This is a genomic window from Campylobacter gracilis (genome assembly GCF_018374135.1).
In the GTDB taxonomy this organism is placed as follows: Bacteria; Campylobacterota; Campylobacteria; order Campylobacterales; family Campylobacteraceae; genus Campylobacter_B; species Campylobacter_B gracilis_A.
Genome location: NZ_JAHAFS010000002.1, coordinates 108319 through 131368, shown reverse-complemented (window position 1 = coordinate 131368; position 23050 = coordinate 108319). Strand labels below are relative to the sequence as shown.

The 23050-nt window shown below is 48.4% G+C and carries 13 protein-coding genes; 12 read left to right on the top strand and 1 reads right to left on the bottom strand.

All coding sequences use genetic code 11. From position 1 onward, the window contains the following. Window positions 1-8 precede the first annotated feature (8 nt). From KH703_RS01705 to upp, 9 genes are all read left to right on the top strand, one after another. Complete coding sequence (locus tag KH703_RS01705) at window positions 9-1040, top strand: D-alanine--D-alanine ligase (protein ID WP_304293584.1); 1032 nt, start codon at window positions 9-11, stop codon at window positions 1038-1040. A 60-nt stretch (window positions 1041-1100) separates the two neighbouring features. Further along, window positions 1101-1319, top strand: coding sequence for a type II toxin-antitoxin system Phd/YefM family antitoxin (locus KH703_RS01700; RefSeq protein ID WP_177389042.1), 219 nt, complete (start codon window positions 1101-1103; stop codon window positions 1317-1319). Beyond that, the gene (locus KH703_RS01695) at window positions 1309-2040 is read left to right on the top strand and encodes an alpha/beta fold hydrolase (protein WP_304293581.1); all 732 of its coding nucleotides are present in this window, start codon (window positions 1309-1311) and stop codon (window positions 2038-2040) included. Before KH703_RS01700 ends, KH703_RS01695 begins: the two co-directional genes overlap by 11 nt. Window positions 2041-2882: 842 nt before the next feature. Then, window positions 2883-4679, top strand: a complete 1797-nt coding sequence (locus KH703_RS01690; RefSeq protein WP_304293579.1) for a Mur ligase family protein — start codon at window positions 2883-2885, stop codon at window positions 4677-4679. Window positions 4680-4923: 244 nt separating this feature from the next. Further along, a complete protein-coding gene (locus tag KH703_RS01685) occupies window positions 4924-5604 on the top strand; it encodes a DNA alkylation repair protein (protein WP_304293577.1) in 681 nt (226 codons plus the stop codon). Window positions 5605-5702: 98 nt separating this feature from the next. Further along, a complete protein-coding gene (locus tag KH703_RS01680; RefSeq protein WP_304293575.1) occupies window positions 5703-6071 on the top strand; it encodes a pyridoxamine 5'-phosphate oxidase family protein in 369 nt (122 codons plus the stop codon). 251 nt (window positions 6072-6322) lie between these two features. Further along, window positions 6323-7096, top strand: coding sequence for an SDR family NAD(P)-dependent oxidoreductase (locus KH703_RS01675; protein ID WP_304293573.1), 774 nt, complete (start codon window positions 6323-6325; stop codon window positions 7094-7096). A gap of 378 nt (window positions 7097-7474) precedes the next feature. Continuing rightward, a complete protein-coding gene (locus KH703_RS01670) occupies window positions 7475-8068 on the top strand; it encodes a BON domain-containing protein (RefSeq protein ID WP_304293571.1) in 594 nt (197 codons plus the stop codon). A gap of 569 nt (window positions 8069-8637) precedes the next feature. Further along, window positions 8638-9264: a uracil phosphoribosyltransferase gene (upp, locus tag KH703_RS01665; protein ID WP_304293646.1), complete on the top strand. Its 627-nt coding sequence runs from the start codon at window positions 8638-8640 to the stop codon at window positions 9262-9264. A 566-nt stretch (window positions 9265-9830) separates the two neighbouring features. Here upp and KH703_RS01660 read toward each other — a convergent pair. After that, entirely contained in the window at window positions 9831-11885 is a 2055-nt protein-coding gene (locus KH703_RS01660) for an ATP-dependent helicase (RefSeq protein WP_304293569.1), read from the bottom strand. A 41-nt stretch (window positions 11886-11926) separates the two neighbouring features. Here KH703_RS01660 and KH703_RS01655 point away from each other — a divergent pair, with 41 nt between their 5' ends. The 3 genes from KH703_RS01655 (at window position 11927) to KH703_RS01645 (ending at window position 22630) form a co-directional block, all read left to right on the top strand. Further along, complete coding sequence (locus tag KH703_RS01655; protein ID WP_304293567.1) at window positions 11927-15583, top strand: transglycosylase domain-containing protein; 3657 nt, start codon at window positions 11927-11929, stop codon at window positions 15581-15583. 47 nt (window positions 15584-15630) lie between these two features. Further along, the gene (locus KH703_RS01650; protein WP_304293565.1) at window positions 15631-20802 is read left to right on the top strand and encodes an alpha-2-macroglobulin; all 5172 of its coding nucleotides are present in this window, start codon (window positions 15631-15633) and stop codon (window positions 20800-20802) included. 277 nt (window positions 20803-21079) lie between these two features. Further along, window positions 21080-22630, top strand: a complete 1551-nt coding sequence (locus KH703_RS01645; protein ID WP_304293563.1) for a flavocytochrome c — start codon at window positions 21080-21082, stop codon at window positions 22628-22630. Window positions 22631-23050 lie beyond the last annotated feature (420 nt).

Sequence of the window (23050 nt, the reverse complement as noted above, 5' to 3'; positions counted from 1 at the left end):
GGAAAACAATGAAATTTGGCATAGTTTTTGGAGCTCAAAGCTACGAGCACGAAGTAAGTATCATCTCGGCAATTGCCGTCAAAAATGCCCTAAAAGGCTGGGACTTGGAGTTTGTATTTTGCGATAAAAATCGTAAATTTTACCGCATTGAGGATAAAAATATGCGCGCGGCATATTTTAAGCAGGGCGGCTATGCTAAAGCAAAAGAGCTTAGTATCGGTGCGGGCGGATTTTTTGAGAGCGGAATGTTTAGCAAAAGCATGCTAGAAGTCGGCACATATATCAATCTAATCCATGGCTGCGACGGCGAGGATGGCAAAATGGCAGCGCTATTTGAGTTTTTTGGCATCCCTTATATCGGACCTCGCATAGAAGCTAGCGTGCTAAGCTATAATAAAATTTTAACCAAGCACTTAGCCGCAATCGCAAATGTAAAAACCTTGCCGTATGAGATCGTAAATCGTACTAGCCTGCCTAATTTTAATTTTCCGATCATCGTTAAGCCCGCTCATTTGGGCTCTAGCATCGGAATTTCGATAGCCAAGAACGAAAGCGAGTTTAGCTACGCGCTGGATCAGGCTTTTGAGCTGGACGACAGCGCGATCGTAGAGCCGTACTGGGAAAACGTAAAGGAATTCAATCTTGCAGGCGCTAAAATAGACGGCAAAATCGTATTTTCGAATATAGAAGAGCCGAAAAAGGAGGGCTATTTAAATTTCGATCGTAAATATTTGGATTTTTCGCGTAGTGGCGCGATCGAGCCCGCTCGTCCTGGCGCTTTGCTAGAGGGTAAGATGAAAGACGCCTTTGCGCGGCTTTATAACGCAGGATCATTCGATGGCGCGCTCATTCGCTGCGATTTTTTTGAAAAAGAGGGTGAAATTTATCTAAACGAGATAAATCCGAACCCAGGTAGTCTTGCAAATTACCTATTTGATGATTTCTCCGAGGTCTTAGCAGCTCTTGCTTCATCGCTGCCGCCGATGAGGCAGATACCTGTAAGCTACGAGCTAATCACCAAAATCACCGCTAATAAATAGCCAATCGTTTAAAATTTTACGCTAAATTTTGCGTAAAATTTTACTCTAAAAGGTCGAGTTATGATAAATCAAGACGAAATTTACACCGCTACCGAGATCGTGCGCAACTTCAGCACCGTTTTAAACAAGATCAAAAACCAAGAGATCAAAAAAGCCCTGATCGTCAAAAACAACAAATTCGAAGCCGTGATGATCAGTATGAGCGAGTTTGAGCGGCTCGAAAAAGCGGTCGAGCTACTCAAAGCCGTCTACGCCAAAAGGAGCGGTGGTGGCGAGTAAGGAGCTCGTCTGCGGCGGCGAGAGCTACAAAATCAGCTACGAAATTTCAAACCTGCAGCGCGAGCAATACATCCTGATTTTGCACGGTTGGGGAGCGGATAAAAAGCTTATGCAGCGCGCGTTTGAGGGCAAGTTCAAGCGCTTTGCCGCGGTATTTGTAGATCTGCCGGGATTCGGCGCCAGCTCCCAGCCCGCGCGCGCCCTTGGCAGCAAGGATTACGCGGAGATTATGCGCGCCTTTATCGCAGCTTTTGGCAGGCAGCCCGCAGCGATCATGGGGCACAGCTTCGGCGGCAAGATCGCCGCATTGCTAGCTCCGCGCAATCTCATACTGCTAAGCAGCGCCGGTATCATCGAACCCAAGCCCTTTGCGGTGCGCGCTAAAATCGCAATTTTTAAAATTTTAAAAAGACTTGGACTGGCGGGGCTTTGGCGTGCGTTTGCGAGCAAGGACGCCGCAGGTATGAGCAAGACGATGTACGAGACGCTAAAAAACGTCGTAAATGAGGACTTCCGCGATATTTTTTCCGCGCTAAGCCCGCAAAATGCGCTCATCTTTTGGGGCAAGGACGATCGCGCCACTAGCCTAAAAAGCGGCGAGCTGATCCACTCGCTCGTCAAAAATAGCAAATTTTATCCGCTGGCGGGGGATCACTTTTTCTTTTTGCAGAGCGCGGATTTTATCGGCGAGCAGATCGAAAAGGAGCTTAGCAGCAGCTAAATTTAACGATTTGGCGCCGCGCTAAATTTAAAACAAAACGCGATTTGGTGTAAATTTTAAAATTTAGCCGCGAAATTTTAGCGCTGCTAAAAATCGCGCTTTAGATATAAAAACAGATCGTGCGAAAAGCGAGGTGCAGCGAGTGCATTTTAAAAAGCGTTTCAATGCGGCGCTTTAGTGCAGTTCTCCCGCGTTTTAAAATTTTGCAATCTGTTTGCGTCAAAGATCGCAAACCAAAGCGTAAATTTAAATTATAAAGCCGCGCGTATGCGGCACATATTTAAAATTTAGCGGCGTAAAATACGCTCTTTGGGCGCGTAGTATAAAACGCAAAGCTCAAATTGCGGCGCGCCGCGTTAAATTTTAACGCCGCAGCGGATTGTTTCTGCTCTGCGCTCGCGATTGCGGCAGCCGTATAAATGAGGCGAAACCGCGCGCGTGCGCCGCAAAGCGGACGATTAAATTTAGTCGCATAACCGCGCCATGTATTTGCCGCGACAGAAGGCCTATGTGCCGTAAATAATGCAAATAATCGCGCGAGATAGGGCGCTATATCGCAAGATACGCAGCGTGCGAAAATTTCAGGTCGCGAAAGATAGATGCTGCGCGGTATCGAAAACAGGGGCGGCGCGCGGCAGCGTAAATTTATCTAGCGTGGCTCGTGCAGCTCACAAGAGCGCGTGAATTTACGAGCCAGCGAAGTTTGCAAAAATAGAATTTGCAAAGCGAGAATTCGTAAAAGTTGCAAATGAAGTCGGATGTCGGTTAGCCCGAGCTCGCACCCTTTGCCCGCACAGGCTCGCAAGGCGGGCACCTAAACTTATAAAAAGGAATTTTAAAAGATGAATATAGTATTTTTGATCGCGCACGCGGCATTCGTCCTACTGCTGGGCTTTTATCTGATCACCTGCCTGCAGTGGTTTTCGTACAAGCCCGCGCGCATCATCTTTCACTTCACCAAACCCGCGTGGCACCTCTATTTTTTGATTTTGCCGCTCGCGGCGTATTTTGGCTGCGAGATTGCGGCGAGCTTGGGTGCGGCTAAATTCGGAGCCGCGTCCCTTTATGCCCTGCACGCCGCTAAAATTCTAATCGTCGCGGCCTATGCGCTAGCGCTTTATTTTTGGCAAAGAGGGCTAGATAAAAAGCTCGTCTTTACGCCGCGCGTGAAGCGATTTTTTGCGATTTTGGCGGTTTGTGTGTTTAGCTTTAATGCCGCATTTTATGCCGCGGGGGGCCCGATTTTGCCGATCTTTTTACCGCTTGGCGCGGGCCTTGCGGCGAGCTTTGCTTACGAGCGGGCGCAGGCTGCGAAATTTAAGGCTGCCGCGCGCAAAAAACTAGCCCAGATGCCCTCTCTTACGATCATTCAGATCACCGCGAGCTACGGCAAGACGAGCATTAAAAACTTCTTGTATCAAATTTTAAAAAACGACTTTCGCTGCTACAAGACGCCGCGTTCGGTAAACACGCTGGCAGGGCTCGTGCGCGACGTAAACGAGGCGCTACCCGCAGATACGCAGATATACATCGCCGAAGCAGGCGCCAGGCTAAGCGGCGACATCGCCGAGATCACCGAGTTTTTGGCGCCGCAGATCGTCGTCGTGGGCGAGATCGGCGCGCAACACATCGAGTATTTCAAAAGCATAGAAAACATCCGCAAAACCAAGCTCGAAGCGCTCACAAGCGCACGGCTAAAGCATGCGTTTTTGCACAGCTCCACGCAAAAAAGCGCGGACGAGCGCGTCACGATCTACGACGAAGGGCTGGAAATTTGCAGCGCGGATCTGGACGGAATAAAATTTAGCCTTAGCTTGAGCGATGATGAGCCCCTCGCAAGCGGAGAGAATTCCACGCTGCATGCAGAAACATCCGCTGCGGATAGCGAAGGGCAGGGCGGTTTAAGCCTAGATGCAAGCAGCGTGATATACACGGAAAAAGACAAAAATTCTAAAAATTACGGCGCCGATTTTAACGACGTAAATTCCATATCCCACGCCGAGCGGGGCGAGCAAGAATTTTACGAACAAGCCGCCCGCGCCGCTAGTGACGATAAAATTTGCGGCGATAAAGAGCAGGGCGCGCAAGAGGCCGCAAACGAGCGTAAAATTTCAAACGGGCGGAGAGAACTATGCGAGAGACATGAGTTTTTCGCGCCGATTTTGGGTAAATTTAACGCCGCAAATCTCGCCGCGTGCATAAAGATCGCACGATTTTTAGGGCTTAGCGTAGATAAAATCAAAAGCCGCGTCGCACGCGTCGGTGCCGTCGAGCACCGCCTCGCGCGGCTCGATGCGGGCGGCAAGATCATCATTGACGATAGCTTCAACGGCAATCTAAGCGGCATGCTGCAAAGCTACGAGCTGATGCGAAGCTACGGCGGGCGCAAGGTCATCATCACGCCGGGCATCGTCGAGAGCACGCGCGAGGACAATGAGACGCTGGCTGCCAAGATCGATGAAATTTTTGATCTCGCGATCATTACGGGCGAGCTAAATTCCGAGGTGCTGCAAAGCAGGATCGACCCCGCAAAGACTATTGTTTTGAAAGACAAGCGCGATTTGCAGCGGGTTTTGGGCGAAAATACGCGCAGCGGCGATCTAATTTTGTTTTCAAACGACGCGCCGAGCTTTATTTAAGCGGCTCTAGCGATACGGCTTATTTTGCCCAGGCGGCATACTGCGCGATTTAGCAGTCGCGTTTTTTAGGCAAAAGACTTTGAGTGAGTGCGGCGGGCGACTTAAACGCGATCTATCGAGCGATTAGTTTGAGCGTGCGGCGCGATCTGTTTAAATAGATAGCCTGTGCGGCGAAATTTCGGCGCGCCGAGATCAGCTCGCGTTCGAGCTGGTAAAATTCGCAATCAAAATTTAAAGGAAAGTCATGGATTTACGAGAAAAGATGCTTAAGCAGCTGCGGGCGCTAAGCGAGGAGAAGTTGGCGAAATTTTCGCAGCGCCTAATACCGGCGCCGCAGATTTTGGGCGTGCGCACTCCCGCACTGCGCGCACTTGCTCGCAAAAGCTTCGCCGCTTTGGGCGGAGCGGACGAGGCGCGGCGCGAGCTGCAAAATTACGAGCCCTTTTTTCACGAGGAGTTCGTGCTAAAAGGCTTTTTCGTCATGCTTTTAAAGCAGGATGAAGCGAAATTTGCGCTTGCGAGCAGTTTTATCAAAACGATGCCTAATTGGGCGGTTTGCGATATGTTCGCTCCGAAATTCAGGGACGCCGCTTTCGCGGACGCGCTGCTAAAGCAGGCTAAAAGCGGTGCTGACGAGTTTGAGAGGCGATTTTTATACGTTTATTTTATGCAAAATATGGACGCGATCTCGCCTAAGGAATTTTTTGAAATTTGCGCCGCCGAAAACGACGAGCGGTATTACGTGCAGATGGGCGCGGCGTGGGCGATAGCCGAGATGTTTATTAAACAGCGCGAGATCACGCTTGCGTTTTTGGAGAGCAAGCAGGCGGTTAAATTTATCCAAAACAAGGCGATATCGAAGATCCGCGATAGCTTTCGCGTAAGCAAAGCCGAAAAAGATGCGCTTTTGAAATATAAAATTTAACCGCGGCGGAAAGTGGCGGAGGCAGTTAGAATTTCAGTTGCGCGCGGGGCTTGCCAGCCAAAACCGCGAGCTTTAAAACGCAAATTTAAGGAGAAGAAATGTTTAGCAAGGAATTTTTGGAGATTTTAAATTATGAATGCGCCGTGGGTATCGCTACCTGCGCGCACGGCGAAGCTCACATCAGCAACACATGGAACAGATATCTCGTCATTAAGGGGGACCGCATCCTCATCCCGGCTGCGGGTATGAAAAAGACGCAAAGCAACGTGGAGGCAAATCCAAACATCGAGCTTAGCGTCGCTACAAAGGAGCTAGCAGGCAGTTTCGGCGCAGGGCGCGGCTTTGTGGTAAAGGGCACGGCGCGCTTTATTGATAGTGGTGCGGAGTTTGAGGAAACGAAGGCGAAATTTCCGTTTGCTACAAGGCTGCTTGAAATCACGGCTAGCAGCGTAAAACAGGTGCTGTAAGCCGTGTGGCGCGCGGCTTAGGCAGAATTTTACCGCGAGCTTTGCAATGGAATTTTGCCGTGAAATTTTATCGATGGAATTTAAAATTAGTAAAATTTTATCGACGAAACTTCACTTCGCCGCAAAATTATAAAGCGAGCGAAATTCTAAAGTAGGTAAAATTTCAAAGCCTACAAAATTTCGAAGTTTGCGAGATCCATAAATCTCGCTCAAATTTTTAGAGCATAAATTTACGCATTGAAAGGAAAAGTATGAAACGATTAGAGGGAAAAACTGCCGTAATTACGGGCGGAAGCGACGGAATAGGGCTTGGCATCGCAAAGTGTTTTGCCGAAGAGGGCGCAAATTTGATCCTGCTCGGCAGAAGCGAGGAGAAATTAAAAATCGCACAGGAGACCTTGGGCGGTTACGGCGTGAAAGCTTACGCGATAGAGACGGATTTGGCGCAAAGCAAAACGATAAAAGGTCTTTGCGAGCGCATTTTAGCGCAATCTCCTAAGATAGATATCCTAGTAAATAACGCCGGACTGGGAAAATTCGTACCGTTTGAGGCGACAGACGAAGCGCTGCTGGACGCTCATCTAAACCTAAACATCAAAGCGCCTTATCTGCTTACTCAGGGGCTTTTGGGCGCGCTTGCGGCTAGAAAAGGCTGCGTGATCAATATCTCGTCGTATTTTGCGAACCGAATGCTCGTAGGGCGCACCACGACGGCGTATTCGATCACCAAAGGCGCGCTAAATTCTTTCACCAAATCGCTTGCCTTCGAGGTCGGCAAACTCGGCGTACGCGTCAACGCCATAGCGCCAGGGAGCGTGCTAACGCCGCAGTTTGAGCGAAATTTAAGCGCGCTTAGCCCGCAGGGACGCGAAGCGTTTGAGCAAATGGTGCAAAATATCTATCCGCTCGGCAAAATTGGTAGCGCGCAGGACATCGGCGATGCGGCGGTGTTTTTGGCGTCGGACGAGGCGAAATGGGTCAGCGGCGCGATATTTGCGATAGACGGCGGACTTACGACGAATTAGCCGCGACCGGGCGGAATTTTGGGCGCGGGTTTTGAAATATAAAATTTACAGTGGCGAATTTCGCCGCGAGAAATTTTACCTCGTAGAATTTCGCAGCGGCAAATTTTGTAATGAAAAATTTAACCGAGTAAAATTATGGCGATGAATACTGCGCGTGAAATTTCGCAGCGAAGAAAGCACAGAATTCCGTAAGCTGTGGGAATTGCAACGTAAATTTTAAAATTTTCATTGTAAAATTTTGCAGCATACGGCTTTGGTGAAATCTCACGGAGCAGAATTTCAAATTGCGGTAAAATGGCGCCTGCGGGGCTAAATTTAAAAAAGTGAAGCTAGCGAGCGGCTTTAGATAATTAGAAATTAAACGAGATTGGAGAGGGTTTGAGGGTTTTGTTTCTAGCGATTTTGGCGGTATTTTTGAGCGCGAGCGCGGTGCTTTTTAGCTCGTGTGCGGCTCCGCTGGCGCCCGCGGGCAACGCGCTTAGCGTATATGATATCTACTCTGTAGCGCGCGACCGCCGCAGCGTGAGCGAGGTCGCTAGCGACAAGCTCATCCAGACTAAAATCCAAAGCAAAATTCTATTTACCAAAGGCCTTAGCAGCTGGGATCTGGAGGTCGAGTGCTTCTACGGCGAGGTCTATCTCATCGGGCTGCTCGATAGCGAAGCGATGCGCGAGCCGCTACTTGCTTTAGCGCATGAGACGGAAGGCGTGCAGCGCGTGCATACATATCTGCGCGTCAAAAAGCCCGAATATCCGTGCAATTCGTTTGAAATTTTTACAAATTTAAAGAAAAATCTCTTTTCCGATACCGACGTTTCGGGTACTGCGGTGCGCGTGGCGATCGTAGGCTGCGACGTGGTATTTAGCGGCGTGGTGAGCGACATTGAGCACGAAAAGCACGCGATCTGGTACGCGACGCACGCGCCCGGGGTGCAGGACGTGTATTCGTTCCTGCGCGTGGTGAAGGAGTAGGGCTGTTAAATTTGATTGCCCGCGGCACGTTAAAATTTAACGGCTTGCGGCGAGTTAAATTTAAAAGATACGCTCGGTTTATTTAGCTCGCTTGCACAGCGTCCGCATCTATGAAATTAAAATTTTATCGGCGCGCAAGATAGCGGGGAATTTTAAAATTTAGCTCACGAGTGCGAGCATTAAGTAAATTTAAAGCCGCCTCAGACGATAATTTCGCAGATGAAATTTACGCCGCAAGCACCCGTCGTATTAAAACGCTAGGTGCCTTAAAAAGCGTGCCGTATTTAAAGAGCGGCTAAATTGAAGGCGACGCGAGCGGACAAAATAAAAGCGCTAAATTTAAAGCGTGCCGCCGAGTTAAATTTAAACGTCGCAACCGCACGCATTGCGAGCGAAAATGAGATAAATTTAAAGTCGTGCCGCCGTTATCGGTAAAATTTTAGCGCCACGGCGCGGGAGTTCGCATCAAAATATATAATTAAAATAGCCCAAGAGGGCGCAAAATTTAGTAAATTTAAGGAGAGAAAATGAGCCAAAGCCAAAAATGTACGCACCAAACCGCGTGCGAGCTGCCTAACGTTAAGCTAATCAAGCACCCGCTGATCGAGCATAAGCTCACGATCCTGCGCGATCGAGAGACCGATCCGTTTCAGTTTCGCATGCTCGTCGACGAGATCAGCTACCTGATGATGTTTGAGGCGACGCGCGATCTAGCGCTACGCGAGGTGAGCGTGCACACGCCTGTGGCGCAGACCAGCGCGTATAAGCTCGCCACAAAGATCATGATCTGCCCGATTTTGCGCGCCGCTCTGGGGATGCTGGATAGCGTATTTAAGCTTATACCCGATGCTAGCGTTGGATTTCTGGGGTTTCAGCGCGACGAAAAGACCGCGCAGGCGGAGTTTTTTTACGCCAAGCTGCCCGCCGATGCCGCAGAGCGCACCGCAATCATCATCGATCCGATGTTTGCGACTGGCGGTACGGCGATCGATGCGGTGAAATTTCTGCTGAAAAACGGCGTCAAAAAGATCAAATTTATCTCCATCATCGCAGCGCCCGAGGGGCTTCATAGATTTAGCGAGATCTACCCGCAGGTCGAGGTTTTTACCGCGGCGATCGACGAGAGATTAAACGAGCAAAAATATATTGTGCCGGGTCTCGGAGACGCAGGAGATAGGGTGTTTAATACGATGTGAATTACGCGGCGAAGGACTTTTGGCTGCGTTAAATTTGCGCGGACAGCATTTTATGAGGTATAAATTGATCGGCAGCAAACTTTACCGGCAATGGAATTTTACGCGACGCGAAATCTATTTAACAAATATGTGGGCCGCGGCGGCGCGGAATTCCGTCACACCAATAAATTCGGTAGGGCGCGTATTCTTTACAGCGCGCGCAATACGTAGTGAAATTTTAAATTTCGCAGCGCCGTAAATTTAATGCGCTTTAAAATTTTAACTCGTCGTAGAATTTATGGCATTTTGGAATTTATTAAATAAAATTTGAGCTCCGCGATGTATAAAATACGGCGGCGGAGCATAATCAAAATTTCAAATTTTAGTCCTCTGTAAAATATCGCACAACGTCCGCACTGCAAAATTTACAAATCGTAAAATTTACAAATCACACGGCAAAATTCTTATCATAACAATCCGATAAAGAAGCAGGGCGGCGCGTCAGGCGTACGCGAGGAATAAAATTCTTACCCAAACGATCCGCCCGCGCTAAAATGAAATTTCAAAATTTAGCGAGCAAATTTCGCTTATTTCACCAGCCCCGCTTCCCTTAAAAAGCAGCTCGGCTCGTAGCTAACTTTTCTGATCTTATCAAATTTCGCGTAGCTTAGCACCAGCTCGTCGCGCGCTCTGGTAACCGCCACGTAAAAGAGCCGCCGCTCCTCCTCTAGGCTGCCGCCCATCGCCATTAGTTTGAGGTTCGGGAAGCGATTTTGCGCCAGATCGATGAGATAGACGCTGCAAAACTCAAGCCCCTTGCTTGCGTGCACGCTGAGCAGATTCACCCCCTCGCCCTCGCTCATCTCCTTTGCGCCCAGAGTTATGAAATTATAAAAGCTCTGCGGATCCGCGTATTTGCCGGCGATCTGCTCTAAAATGCCGCATTTATCGTAGATGCGGGAGATCTCATCCTTTTTGCGCTCATCGTCTATCTTACCGTTTTTTAGCGTCGCGCGTTTTGTCGTGATGAAATCCGCCACAAGCGCGAAAAGACGCGAGTTTTTGATCTGCGAGATTAGCGTAGCAGACCTCGCAACTGAGCCACTTTTTTTAAAAATTTTATAAATTTCGTGCAAAAATACGGCGCCGCCCTCGGTGATTTTATTATGTTTTAGCACCGGATGCGAGCGAAAAAACTCGTCAAATTCCAAAGCTTCAAAGCGCGATACCGAGCCGATAATATCCACATCGTCAAAAAGTCCGAGCTGATAGTTTTTCCTCTTTTTTTCAAAAATTTTAACGCTCTCGTCGGGGCGCAAAAGACCTGCGTGAATGCTTCCGTGCCCAAGCGCGATTAACGCGTCGAAAAGCTCCTTGCTTAGCGCGCTGCCGACACCTCTTGCGTATTCGCACGTGCTTATAAAGGCCATCATATCTTTTGGGTTTATTATCATCGCGAAGATGTCCGTAAAGGCCTTGATCTCGCGGCTTTCAAAAAAGCTCACGCCGCCTTTTCGCTTCGCACCGATGCCGAGCTCCTTAAGCGCTACTTCGACGCCGTCGGCGCTGGAGTTGTTGCGGAAGATGACGGCGATCTTTTCGCGCGGAGTGCTGCTTTGCGCGATCTGTGCGGCTACGTGGGCGTATTGCGCCGCCGTATCGTCGTAAACATGCAGCCTAGGCGCGCTAAATTTTCCCTCGCGGCCCACGATCAGCTTCTTTTCGTAAAGGCGCGGATTGTTCGCGATGACGCGGTTTGCAAGCGCCAAAATCGCCGAGCTTGAGCGATAGTTGATATTCAGCGCGTAAATTTTAGCGTCCGCAAAGCGCTTGCCGAAGCTGCCGATGATGTCGATGTTTGCGCCGTTGAAAGCATAGATGCTCTGATCGAAATCGCCGACGCAAAAAAGGCTTTTCGTCGCAAAGGCATCGATGAGGCTTCCTTGCAGCGAGTTTGTGTCCTGATACTCGTCCACTAAAATTTCATCAAATCGCAGCGGCGCGCCCTTTTGCAGCTCACGGCGCATCTTTAGCAATACGTCGTTGAAATCTGCGTAGTTAAATTTTGCCTTTTCCTCTTCAAACTCGCGCAAAATATCTGCGTAAATTTCGGCAAATTCCGCCTGATCTTCGTAGTTTTCGCTAAACCACGTCGCAAAATCCGCGCTCATCTCCTTGTTTTGATACAGTGAGTACACGTCGTAAAGATACGCCCCGCCGTAGGGGCGTGCGTCGCTTACGTGATAAAATTTACGCCTTTCTACGAGGCTTTTTAGCAGCGTCTTTAGCTCGGCGGGCTGCTTTAGGATCACGCCTTTGCCCAGCTCGCGAAGTAGGGCGTAGGATACGGCGTGAAAGGTGCCCGCGACGATTGCGGAGGTGATTTTTTTATCAAAATGCCGCTGCAAGCGCGCTATCATCTCGCTCGCGGCCTTGTTCGTAAAAGTAAGAAGCAAAATTTTTCTAGGGCTCGTGCCGAGATTTAGTAGATGAGCAATCCGCGCGACGATGGTGCTGGTTTTGCCCGTGCCTGCGCTTGCGATTACTAGATTGTGCCCCGCAGGAGCGGTTGCGGCGGCGTATTGTTCGGTGTTTAGCTTAGCTAGAGCGTCCAAGATTATTCCTTTGCAAAAAGGCGCCATTATAGCCTAAAATCATTAAAATTCTTTGATATAATTGCGCGATGAAATTTCTAAAATTTACGTTAAAAATCGCGCTATTTTGCGCATCTGCATTCGCCATGTTTTTGATCTTGGACGCGCTTTATCCGCTAAATTTGGATATGCTAAATAAGCAGAAGAGTAGAATTTTATATGACCGAAACGGCGAAATTTTAAATATGCAGATCAGCGACGATCAAATTTGGCGCTTCTACGCAGCCGCAGACGAGATACCGCCGCGGCTGAAACAAAGCGCAATCTACTTTGAAGATCGGTATTTTTACTACCATTTCGGCGTCAATCCAGCCTCAATCCTGCGCGCGGCTACGTATAATTTTACGCAAAATTTTACTAAAAAAAGCGAGGGCAACGTCGAGCGCGTCGGAGCTTCGACGATTACGATGCAGGTCGCGCGTATGATGCGCCCCAAACAGCGCAGTTACAAAAACAAAATCATCGAAATTTTCAACGCCTTTCAGCTGGAGTGGCACTTCAGCAAGGATGAAATTTTGGGGATGTATTTCAACCTCGCTCCGTACGGCGGCAACATCGAAGGGGTCAAAACCGCGGCGTATTTTTACTTCAAAAAGGACCTGCGCGAGCTTAGCAACGCTCAAATCGCGCTTCTTAGCGTGATCCCAAAAAACCCGAACAAAAACCGCCTAGACCGCAGATCAAACATCAACGCGCTTAAAAACCGCCTAATTTCGCAGCTGCGGCAGGGCGGCGTGATCTCGCAAAGCGAGTACGAGCGCGCCATCGCAGAGCCGTTTTCGCCCAGACGCTATGCAGCGCCCAATTACGCGCCGCATTATGCGCTGCTAGCGTTTAGCAATTATAAAATGCAAAATTTTACCGCCAAAGATTACGTAAATTTCACTCAAAATTTTGATTCTAACGGAGCGCCTGGCGGAGCAGCGGGGCAAGCAGGCTCGTCTGCGTACAGAGCCGCGGCAGCAGAGTCAAATTTTTCGGACGCGGCTAGTGCCGAAACAAATTTTACGGCTACGGCGAAGGTTGGGACGAATTTATCAAGCGTCGCAAACACGCAGGCGGGAGTGGATGTGAAAGAAATAAATCCCAAAGAGGCGGATTTTAAAACTAATGCGCCGAAGAGTTTAAATTTAAGCGAACAAACGAGCTTAAATTTAAACGAGCGCGAAGTCGCAGAGTCACAGGCAGGCGCAAAACCGAATGAATCAAAAAGCGTAAAACAAAATGAACGAGAGGGCGCAAATTTGGATGAGAGGCAAGATTTAATTAATGCCGCGCATTCGCCACAAAATCTAAATTTAAACGAGCAACGAGATGCTGAGCGTTTGCCGCAAAATTTTAGCGCAGATACAAATTCAAATAAATCGCAAACCGAGTATTCGCCGCAAAATCCGAGTGCGGATATAAATTTAAACAAGCGGCAGAATGCCATAGGTGCCGCACATCCGCACCAAGAGCCGCAAAATTCGCAAGATCTAAATTTAAACAATCGGCAAGATACCGCGCGTTTGCCGCAAAATTTTAGCGCAGATACAAGCTCTGGCGAGCGGTTGCGTGTAAATTTTATTACGCAAATAAATTACGCTTCGGACACTAGGGCGCAGACGGATTTCGCTTCGTCGAACGCTAATGCTCAGACAGATTCCGCTTCGGATGCCAAAATGCAGACGGCTTCTGCTGCAAGCGCCGAATCGCAGGCGAATTCCGCTCCCAACGCCAAGGTGCCGCAAAATTTCGCTTTAGCCGCCCAGGTGCAGATAAATTCCGATCCGAACGCCAAGACGCAGGAAGATTTCGAAAACTTTAAAGGGGGCGCGCAGCCTCAGGAGCAAACTGCGCGAGCGCAGGAGCTTGTGCGCCTAAGCGAGGGTAAAATTTATTCAAATTTAGATCTAAAAACCCAGATCGCGCTTGAGGGCTTTTTAAAAAGCGAGATTCTCTCTCTGCGCGATAAGGGCGTTAGAAATGGCGCTGCGGTACTGATCGACAACGAAAGCATGAGCGTGATCGCCTATGTCGGCAGCCACGATTTTAGTGCCAATGAGGGGCAAAACGACGGCGTGCGCTCGCAAAAAAATGTAGGCTCTACGCTAAAGCCCTTCATCTACGCTAAGGCCCTGCAGCACGGGCTCATCACCCCTTCAAAAAAGCTGATCGACGCGCCGATAATCTTCGCGGGCTACGTGCCGCGTAACTACAACCAAGGCTTCATGGGCGCGGTGAGTGCGACGGACGCGCTAAGCCTTAGCCTGAATATCCCTGCGGTGAAGCTAAATTTGATGCTTGAGGGCGACGGGCTGTATGAGATGCTATCAAATGTGCATCTGACGGAGTTTAGCAAGGATTATTACGGCGCAGGTATCGCTCTGGGAAGCATTTCGATGAGCCTAATGGATCTTACTCGCCTTTACAGTGCATTTGCAAATGGCGGAAAGCTACGAAAGCTCGAAATAGCGGGCGCAAAGATCGGCGACGATGCTAAAATTTTAACCCCACAGAGCGTCTACATCGTAACGCAGATGCTAAGAAACGCGCCGCGCTCCTACCTAGGCTCGGTGTGGCAAAACACCCTAAATGCGCCGCCTATGATGTTTAAAACTGGCACGAGCGCCGATGCGCGCGATCTCTACACCGTCGCTCTGACGCCGAAATTTACCCTCGGCGTGTGGCTCGGCAACTTCGACGGCTCCAAGACCAGGGATCTTAGCGGCGGCGTAAGTGCCGCAAAAGTGGCGTTTAATATGTTTGCCTTCCTCGATAAATCGGGCATGCTAGGCGAAGTGGAGTTTGCGCGTCCCGCGGGCGTGAGCTTGCGGCGGGTATGCACCGACGCGTACCGCGAAAAGGAGTGTGCGCAAAGTGCCGATGATCTTACTATAGATGGGGTTGAGCCCAACGAGGAGTGCGAAATTTACGGCACGAGCGAGCTTTTTTATCTGCTAAAACACGGGCTGGTCGATCCGCAAAAGGTACGCGCAGGAAGGTGTGCGGCTAAATTTGCCGCCGTAAAGCCCGTGCTAAACGACATCAATGCCAAAACCTACGAGACCGGCGCGGACGGCTTTTTGCGGCTAAAGGTGCAGTGCACGGCGGTTTTCGGCGAGCGGGTATATATCAGGCTAAGCGGCGGTTCGCGGGAGTTTATAGCGCTAAATTCCACTGCGTTTACGGGGGAGAATTCCGCGGATTTGGATTCCAAGCATTCTAGCGCGGCGCAGCAAGATAATTTAAAGCGGAATTTAGTACAGCAAAATTTTGCAGAACAGAATTCTACAGCACAAAATTCTATGCGAGAAAATTCAGCGCCACAGAATTTAAAATCACAAAATCTTACGAAGCAAAATTCTGCGGGATGGAATTTTATAACTAAAAATCCAGCTACACAGAATTTGATGTCGCAGAATTCTATCTTGCAAAATTCTGCAGAGCAGAATTTGGAGGCTCAAAATTTCACAGCGAAAAATTTCGCGGATCGAAATTCCTCGCAGCAAAATTTCACGGCACGAGATTTTACTACGCAAAGCCTAGCGCCTGCAAATTCTAAAGTTAAAACGGGAGAATATTTTGCGCGCACTAACGGCGAGGCTTTTACGCTTAACCTCGGCGCAGGGGATTTCGAGCTTGGCTGCTTGGATGAAAATGCAAATTTCGCTAAAGCAAATTTTAGAGTAAATGAAAGAAAATAAAAGGTTAATTTGTATATAATTTCATAAAATTTTTGCAAAGGAATTTTATGAAGACAAAACTACTAAGCGCAGCGCTATTTTGCGCTTTGGCTAGCTTTGCCGCAGGCGTAGAGATCAAATACGCTAGCGGGGCTTACGAGATTAGCGGGGTGGACGGCAGTGGATTTAGCGTCACGCAAAAGCAGATCTTAAAATGCACTCCCAAAATCACAGGCACCTACGAAAGCGTGAGCGAGAGCTCAATCAGGCTCTATCCTAAGCCGATGCTTAGCGCCGGGGTTAATTATTCGTGCGAGGCGCGCGGGGTGCGCTTTGAGTTTGAGACAGAGCCTTTTAGCACCGAGCATATCGCGCTTCTGCGTCCGGGGTTAGTGGCAATTAAATTTAACGATGCGGTTAGCAAGGACGCGCTACAGCAAGCGACTAGAATTTACCGCGCGCAGAATTTAGCCCAAAACGACATATCCTATGAGCTTAGCTCGCACGATGATCGGAATTTTTTATTCAGCTTCGATCCTAAGGCGCAAAACGTCGTATTGCAAATAGAATCCCTCACCTCAAAAGCGGGCGCAAAGCTGCAAAATCCGGTGGAGCTGCGCACGGACGAGGAGCCTTTTAATGACAGCATTAACGCTTCAAATTTAAGTGGCGTGCAGATCCGCCCCGCGGCTCTAAAAGACGGCTCGCTCGCAGCTAGAGTGTGTTTTCCTAACTATATGGACGAGCTGTCCGCCAAATACGTAAGAATCGCAGGTGTGAGTAAATTTAGCCTCACTCAGCCGCGATATTATTATTATTACGACGAAGATGAAGAGGGCGGCGAAAGCGACGATCCTTCATGCTACTACTATGCAGATATAGTTAGCGACGAGTTTATGCCGAATAAAAGCTACGAGATCAGGCTGCTAAAGGGCTTCGGAGATAGCTCATATATTTTGCGTGACGAGATAAAACAAAGCGTAAAAATGGGCGATAGGCTGCCTTTCGTAGCCTTTAGCGACGAGAAAAATTTTATCCCAAAATCCGCTTCGTTGGCATTTAAAAGCTCAAACATAAATGAGGTTAAAATTTCGATTGCTAAAGTCCCTGAGCAAAATTTTAGGTATTTTTTAAACTTTGAAAGCAACGAAGATAGTGTAGGTGGGCTAGCTAGCGAGATCGCGGTTAAGAGCTTTGATATAGGAGGCGCTAAAAACGCCGTTGCGGAGCATAAAATCGCGATGGATTTTAAAGGCTACGAGGATGGAATTTATAAAATCACGGCGTTTTACAAAGTGGGCGAAAAGATGCAAGAGGTTTCGCGCGTAGCCTATCTTAGCGACATTACGGCTCAAGTGGTGCTGCTTGAGCGTGGCGCGCTAATTTATACTTCTAGGCTTAGTAATGGCGAGGAGCTAGGCAGGGCGAAGGTTAAAATTTACAGCGATAAAAACGAGCTAATCGCGGAGGATAAAACGGATGGAGATGGAATTTTACGATTAGAAAATATGGAAATTCTAGCCAAAAATCCGCGCTCTATCGAGATTAGCAAAGGCGATGAGCATGCGTTCGTGCTGTTTAATAACGCCGTAGCAAGCGTCGAGAAAACGATTACTGCAAAGCGTCCGTTTGTTTATCTTGCAAGTGAGCTGATAAGCCCGAACGAGCGGCTTTTAGGCACGATCGTGATGAAAAATCGCGATTTTAGCTCTTTAAAGAATACGCCGATTAAATTTAAAATTTACGATCCTAGCGGCACTGTGGTCATCACGCGCGCGCAAAACACCGATGAGTTCGGCAGTGTTAAAATCGATGAGCTGATGGGTGAGAAAAGCGGCACTTACCGCCTGGATCTCATCTATGAGGATAAAATCATCGCTTCTAAAAGCTTCAGCGTAGAAAATTTCGTCCCAAACCGCATCAAAAATGAAATTCTCACTGCCAAAGACGAATATGGCGCAGATGAGATCATCACTTTAAAGCTAAGCTCAAACTATCTTGCAGGCGCGCCGGCTGGAGATTTGAAAGGCTCGCTGGAAGCAAACGCCTATGAAAAAGAGCTAAAAATTAAAGGTTACGAGGGTTTTTCGTTTCTAAACGATCGCTTAAAGAAAAAGGGCGCTACGCAGCTTCGCAGAGCAGAATTTACGCTAAGCTCCGCCGGCAAAAAAGAGCTTGCACTCTCTCCGGCAGCAGCTGATCTAAATGCCTCTAACGCCATAAATATTCTACTAAATTTCAGCGTAACCGAGGAGGGCAAAAACGTAAACGCATATCGCAGCCTAAGCTATCTGCCTTATGATCGTATCGTAGGAATTCGCGCGAACAAAGATTTCATATCAAGCGGCGATAGCGTAAAATTCGGCTTTGCGCTACTAGATTCCAAAACCAAAACCGACGTCAAAGGCAAGATCGACGTTGAAATTTACCGCGACGATTTTACTTACGTTTATGACGGCAACAGATACGTCGAGCAAGAAAGCTTTAATCTCGTAAGCGCCGTTAGCACCGATGCGCGCGAGTTTGAGTATAAATTCCAAAACGGCGGCAATTATCTAATCGTCGCAAACGATTACTCAAGCGGCGCAAGTGCTGGCGTGCGCGTGGATGTAAGCGGCTGGGGATATTATGGACGGGTAAATGCTAAAGACGTTCAAAGCGCTAAAATCAAGCTCGCAAGCGACAAGGTTAAAGCCGGAGATAAAATTAAAGGCGTCATCAATTCTCCGGTAGAAAGCGGCGTGCTAAATATCTCGCTCGTAGGAGAGCAGGTTTACGACTATAAAATTCTATCCATCAAAGGCGGTAGCGCGGAATTTGAGCTTAGCGTACCGGATAATTTCGTCGGAGGACACATCAACGCTGTAATAGCGCGCGCTGCGACACCCGCTGCGATGCCGCTTAGAGCCTATGCAAATGTGCCGGTGGCGCTAGATGCGAGCTCGCACAAGGCTAACGTGCAAATTTTAGCCGAGAAAAGCTACAAAAACGGGCAAAACGCGCAGATCAGCGTAAAAAGCGAGCCAAATTCCAAAGTCATACTATACGCGGTCGATCTTGGAATTTTAGATATCGTCTCACAAGAGGAGCTCGATGCATTTAAGGCGTTTGACGTTAGCGCGTATTTTGCGCTGCGATACTTCGACATTTACGACGATCTTAGCGTGTATCAAACTACTGCTAAAGAGCTAAGCTTCGGCGGAGACGGCGTGATGGCGAAAGCTAAACGAAATTTAAGCCCGGTCGAAAACAAAAAGCAGAAAAAATTTATCAAAATGCTGATCGCAAAAGCAGACGCAAACGGCGAGGCGAAATTTGAGCTTACGATGCCGAAAAATTTCAACTCCACGATCCGACTAAGTGCCATGGCTATCGGGGAGACGGCTACGATCGGCTCTGCAAACGTCGAAGCCAAGGTCCGAGACGACGTCGTTATAAAGCCCGCCGATCTAACCTATATGGTGCGCGGCGATGAAATTTCCGTGCCGCTAACGCTCATCAACACCACCGATAAGGAGCAAAAGGCGGTCTTGAAAATCAGCTCATCTCCTTCGGTTGCTATAAGCGGCGGCGAGGCAAATTTCACGCTTAAACCGCTTGAGGTCAAGCATACGAACTTCACCGCGAGCGCGCTTGATATTGCGGATGCAAATATTAAATTTGATCTTGACGCAAACGGGCAAAAATTTAGTAACGATGTGGAATTTGACATAATCAGCCAGTTCCCGCGCTCGAAGCTATTTCACGCAAGCTACGGCGATAAGCCGGTAACGCTCAAAATCGATCCGAGTTATAAAGAAATTTATACTCACATCAGCGCTACGCCTAACGCTTTTAGCCTAGCGGACGAGCTATATCTCTATCCTTACGGCTGCACCGAACAGCTCGCTTCAAGAATGATAGCGGTTGATTATGTCGCACGCAAAGACTCCAATAAAACCTTAACCAACCGCGTAAATGAGTATGCAAGTAGAATTTTATCTCGCCTCAAACCTAACGGCGATTTTGGATACTGGAGCGCTCACGGCGTTACTAATTACTACGCTTCGATTTACGCAAGCGACGTTTTACTAGAGCTTGATACGCGCTATAAATTCCTTAGCAATAAGCAAAGATCGCTAATTTTTAGCGCGCTAAAATCAAGCTACAAAGATCAGGATACGCTCCGCATATACGCGGATTTCGTGCTGGATCAATATGGCAAACTCGATGATGATGAGATAAATTTCGTTTACGACAACGATCTTTATAAAGACTCGCCTATGGCTAGCATTGCCTTGGCTGCGATACTTAAAAAGCACAATATGACGACTGAGTTTGAATTTATGCTCGAAAAAATAGATGAGGCGAATTACGATTACGCTGATAACGGAGCGGGTTTGACATTTGCTAGCGACATAAGAGACGCTGCCTTTAAGCTCTATGCATTCGGCAAGGCTGGCATCAAAGATGATAGCACGGCTCGCACGGTCGATGCGATCATTCGCGATCTAAAAAATATAAACAACACGCAGGAGCGAGCGAGCGTCATACGCGGATTTGATGCGTATTTTAAGGACGTGAAAAAAGAAGCCCATTTTGCATTAAAATACGACGGCGAGACGAAAAATTTCAATTCACCGCTGGATACCAAACTAGCGGTCAAAGACGGCGCGATAGAATTTACGCCGATGAGCGGCAATGGCGAGCTATTTTTTACCGCTCTTGGCTTTGGATATGAAAGCGCGCCTTTAAAGCATGAGGTTTTGAGCATACAGAGCCTAAACGCTCATTCTATGGATAGCAAGAGGATTGAAATTTACCGCGAATTCATAGATGCTCGCGGCAACATAGTCGATCTAAACAAGCTTAAAGTAGGGCAGAAAATTTACTCTAAGATCAGCTGGCGAGCGAATTATTATCTTTATAATTTCGTAATCGACGAGGCTATGCCTAGCTGCTTTGAGGCGGTCAATGAGCGCCTAGGCTCGGCTGCAAAGACTAGAGTCGAGGGCATGCAAGATAGCGTGGCACTAGAGCACACGGAGTATCTGTATGACCGAGTGCTTCGCTTCCCAAAAAGCGGCTATTTCTATTATGATCCGCGAGATGGAGAGAATAGCAGCGGCGTTATCTATACTCCGATAAACGTGATCATGGCGGGCTCGTGCGCGCTTCCTGCGATCTCTATCGAGGATATGCAATACGAGCAGGTAAATAATTACGATCTGCAAACGCTTAAATTTAAAGTCGCTCGCTAAGGCGTAGCAATTTTAAAGCTCGGCGCGGATTTTGCATTTATTGCGATTTTCGCGCCGAGTTGCGCTTTTGCGTTTACAAGCATTTTGCAAACGAGCGCCTGATAAAATTTTAAAATTTCAATTCCGTCCGCCCGTCAGCCGAATTTCAAAATTTTATATCAACGCCCATATTTCATAGCTTTTTACTATCTATTTATAACGTTATTCTATTTGACTTACCTTTAAATTCGAGTTATCATTTCTTTTAAATATACACTTTCAATTAAAGGAGTTGCAAATGCAAGACGTATCAAGACGTAGTTTTTTAAAAATCAGCGCGGTGGGTGCGGGGGCACTTGCGCTGGGAGCTAGTAGCGCAAGTGCGGCGCAAAACGCTAAGGACGTAAAATTTGACGAGGAATACGACATCGTCATCATCGGCACCGGTTTTGCGGGACTTGCTGCGGCGATTAAAGCTAGCGGGCGCGGTAAAAAGGTGCTTATCTTAGAAAAGATGGGTCGCGCGGGCGGAAATTCCGTCATCAACGGCGGAAATATGGCGGCTCCTATGAATAAATTTCAAGTAGCGCAGGGCATCAAAGATAGCAAGGAGCTTTTTATCGCTGATGCCGTAAAAGACGGGCTCGGGCTCAATCATACCGATCTTTTGGGCGTGATGTTTGATCGCAGCAACGATGCGGTAGATCTTCTGGTGGGCTGCGGAGCGGAGTTTAGCGATAAGCTGATCTTTGAGAGCGGCCATAGCGTCGCAAGAAGCTTGCAATCGACCAACGGCTCGGGTTCGGGCTACATCCAGCCGATGATGGGTAAACTTCAAAACGATCCTAACGTCACGATCAAAACCCGCACGAAATTTGATGATTTTATCGTGGACGACAGCGGTCGTGTCGTGGGTGTAGAAGCTCGCGAGGAGTATAAATTTGATCCGAAACTCTTTAGCGACGATCTGGAAAACAAAGGCGGCGAGAAAAAGAGCTACAAAGCTAAAGACGGCGTTTTGCTGGCTTCGGGCGGATACGGACGCGATCTATGGTACCGCCAGATCCAAGATCCGCGCGTAGTGCCTAGTATAGACAGCACCAACCATCCGGGAAGCTCGGCGGGAGCGATGCTAGCGGCAAATAGAATCGGCGCTTTTACGCTTCTTACGTCGTGGATTCAGTTCCTTCCATATTGCTCGCCAGATGAGAAGGGCTTCGGCGCTGCGGTAAATTTTACCAACCACTGCTGCAACACCTACGGCCTTACCGTTGATCCAAAGACGGGCAAGCGCTTTATGGACGAGCACGCGGGGCGCAAGATTAAGGCAGACGCTTGCTTTAAGGTCATCGCCGAGAGCGAGAAAAACGACAACTATCCGGTAAACGTCTGCGACTCTCAAGCTGTCGCCGCGCGTAACCCGGTCTATACTTCACGTCCTTTGGAAGCGGGCGTCGTGAAGAAATTTGACACGCTAGAGGAGCTTGCGAAGGCTTACAATCTGCCGCTGGAGCCATTTTTAAAGACCGTCGCGGATTATAACTCTTACGTCAAAGCCGGCAAAGATCCGGAATTTGGCAAGGTTGTCGATAAACTGGACGGCATCGACGTTTCTAAGCCGCCGTTTTACGCAAGCCGCACGATGCCGAAGGTGCACCACACGATGGGCGGACTTGAGATCAACACCAAAGCTCAAGTCATCTCTAGCCTTACTCATGAGCCGATCCCAGGGCTTTGGGCTGCGGGCGAGGTAACCGGCGGCGTACACGGCGCAAGCAGGCTCGGAACCTACGCGATCCTTGATTGTATGGTTTTTGGAATGATCGCGGGCGAAACAATCGGGGCTTAAATTTAGCGCCCGCGAAATTTCGGCGCGAAGCGGTTGCCAACGCGCGCTTTACTAAATTTCGGCGCAAAGTAGCCATACGTGCTTTGCGCCGAAATACTGTGCGAGTTTTTAAAATTTCAAGATAGAGCCGCAAAGCGTGCCGTAGCATTTCAAAGCGTTTTAAAATTTAAAGCACTTAAAATTCTACGGCGCAAGTTTTAAATTTGAATACCGCGCACTTTAAAATTTTATAGCGGCGGCAAAATTTCGCACAGGCGGCGAGCAAATCCGTGTGCCGTAAATTTTAAAATTTACGCCTAGCCTTCGGCTAGCGGAGCGGAATTTATTCGCTTTAAATTTGCGCTTTTAAAATTTTCTTTTCTAAATTTTTAAAATTCTATCACTAAGTCTTTACGTTAAATTTTAAATTTCGCTACGTGG